This is a genomic window from Actinomadura sp. BRA 177 (assembly GCF_013372625.1).
Lineage (GTDB): Bacteria > Actinomycetota > Actinomycetes > Streptosporangiales > Streptosporangiaceae > Spirillospora.
In genome coordinates, this window is the sequence record NZ_JABXFD010000154.1 from 1 (window position 1) to 2,148 (window position 2,148).

A 2,148-nucleotide genomic window follows, 5' to 3' on the forward strand; every position below is an offset into this window, starting at 1 on the left:
CGCCGGCGAGGACGCCGCAGCCGCCGCGTTCCGGGCCGCCCCCGCCCCGGCGCGCACGTCCCGGCCGGCCGTCCTGCGCCGGTTCCTGACCGCCAAGGTCATCGCGCTGATCGGCGGCACGATCCTGCTGACCGGCGGCGTCGCCTACGCGACCGGGCACTTCCCCGGCCGGCAGCCGGTGCCCGCGCCGTCCCCGTCGCACTCCGAGCACTCCGACGGCGGCCACGACAGCACCCCGGCGACGCAGTACTCGCCGTCGCCGCTGCCCACTCGCCGGTCGTCGTCACCGTCCTCGTCCGCGACGGCGACGAAGGACCAGCACGGCAAGTCGACCGCGCCAGGGCAGCAGAAGAAGAAGAACAGCCCGAACCCGCACAGCACCAGCCCGCCGCCGCGCGGCCCCGGCAACAACAACGGGAACGGCCAGGGCAACGGCGCGAACAACGGCTCCCCGCCAGGCCAGAACTCGGGCAACGGCGTGGGCAACGGCAAGTCAGAGTGACGTCCGGACGGCCAGGTCGGCGATGACCCCGTAGTGGTCGCTCGCCTGGACGCCGTTCACCGGCTCGTCGAGAACGCGCGCGCAGTCGCGGATCTCCAGGGTCGGGCCGCCGTGCAGGCCGCAGCGGACGAGGATGTGGTCGATCCGGCGGAACGGCCAGTCGCCGTCCTCCATGAGTGGATTGTCCGGCGTGTACGTGTGGCCCGGCTCGTCCGGCCTGACCCGTTCCCAGCAGTCCCGGTAGCAGACGCTCATGCCGTGCAGCGACTGGCGGCCCGTCCAGAACCGCATGCTGGACGCGTCGGAGTCGGCGTCGAAGTCGCCGGCCACCACCACGTGCATGGGTCCACTGGTCAGGCTCTCCTCGATGGCGCGGGCCGCCGCCACCGCCTGGAGTTCCCGCTCGTGCTCGTACGCGAGCTGCCAGCTGGGGAAGTGGTTCACGAACAGCACGGGACCGGCCGGCGCCGCGATCTCGGTGATGAGGGTCGTGCAGGCGAACCCGGCCGTCCGGGGCGTCACGTTGAGGTCCACTTCGCGGGCCGCAGTCACCGGCCAGCGGCTGCCGACCGAGATGCCCTGGCCGTCCGGCTCGCGTTCCGCCTGGTGGACGAGGTGGAAGTCCGGGCCGAGCAGGTCGGCGGCCTGGTCGCAGTCCGCCGTAGTGACCGACTCCTGGAACGCGACGAGGTCGGGGGCCGGCTCGCGGACGGCCTCGGCGATCACGTCGCGGCGCTCGGGCCACCGTCCCCGCCGTCCCCACAGGTTGAGGGTCAGGACGCGCATGCCGGCCCGTTACCCGTCGCGGGGTCGTTCACGCGGGTCAGAGGCAGCCTTCGAACTGGGGGACCTCCACGTCCGACAGGTCGAGGCCGGACGTGCCAAACCATTTGTGCATGAACTTCGCCATCGGCCCGTCCTGGTACATCTGGGTGATGGCCCGGTTGATCGCCTCGCAGCCGTCGGGGTCGCCCTTGCGGATCGCGATGCCCGTCCGCCGCTCGCCGAACCTGCTGTTCAGCAGCCGGAACCCGGCGCCCTGCCGCGTCTTCAGTCCCGCCAGGATGGTGTCGTTCGTCGTGATCGCGGCGATTCGTCCGTCCCGCAGCATGGTCATGCAGTCGTCATAGGACCGCGCCGCGACCGGAACCGCCGGCACCTGCCGCTCCACGGTCACCGCCTCGGCCGCGCCCGACCCGGTGACGGCACAGATCTTGCGGCCCCGGAGGTCGCGCACGCCTTTCACGTCCTTCTCGCCGTCCCGGACGAGAATGTCCTGGTACGACAGGAGGTACGGACCGGCGAACGCGAGCCGCTGCTTCCACTCGGGTTCCAGCCAGAACGTCAGCACCATGTCGACGTCGCCCTCGCGGAGCAGCCGCTCACGGTCGCGCGCCAGCGCTGGGACGAACCGGACCTTCTTCCCCATACGGTCGGCCAGGTAGCGGGACACGTCCACGTCCAGGCCCTCGAACGTCCCGTCGTCGCGCTTGAACCCGATGCCCGGAAGGTCCGGCCGGACGCCGGCGACCAGCGTCTCCTTGCCGAGGATGGACGTCCCCTCACCACCACCGCACCCGCTCACCAGCGCGCACACCACCGCCCCCGCCGCGATCAGCCGCCACGCCGCCGCCGGGCCCGGCCCG

Annotated in this window: 2 protein-coding genes and 1 pseudogene; 1 reads left to right on the forward strand and 2 read right to left on the reverse strand. The window is 72.2% G+C overall.

Annotation, left to right across the window (positions count from 1 at the left end; genetic code table 11):
• A pseudogene (locus HUX53_RS04670) lies at nucleotides 1-502 on the forward strand (hypothetical protein); the annotation flags it as partial.
• On the opposite strand, the gene HUX53_RS04675 reads toward HUX53_RS04670, so the two are convergent.
• Both HUX53_RS04675 and HUX53_RS04680 read right to left on the reverse strand, forming a co-directional pair.
• Entirely contained in the window at nucleotides 494-1,288 is a 795-nt protein-coding gene (locus HUX53_RS04675) for an endonuclease/exonuclease/phosphatase family protein (RefSeq protein WP_176401931.1), read from the reverse strand. The pseudogene HUX53_RS04670 and the gene HUX53_RS04675 overlap by 9 nt on opposite strands.
• Nucleotides 1,289-1,325: 37 nt before the next feature.
• A partial coding sequence (locus HUX53_RS04680) for a transporter substrate-binding domain-containing protein (RefSeq protein ID WP_309237051.1) occupies nucleotides 1,326-2,148 on the reverse strand: 823 nt, incomplete at its 5' end.

What these genes read in the sequence shown, in the direction of transcription:
- HUX53_RS04675 (WP_176401931.1), bottom strand. Translation starts at nt 1,288, where the DNA reads ATGCGCGTCCTGACCCTCAACCTGTGGGGACGGCGGGGACGGTGGCCC.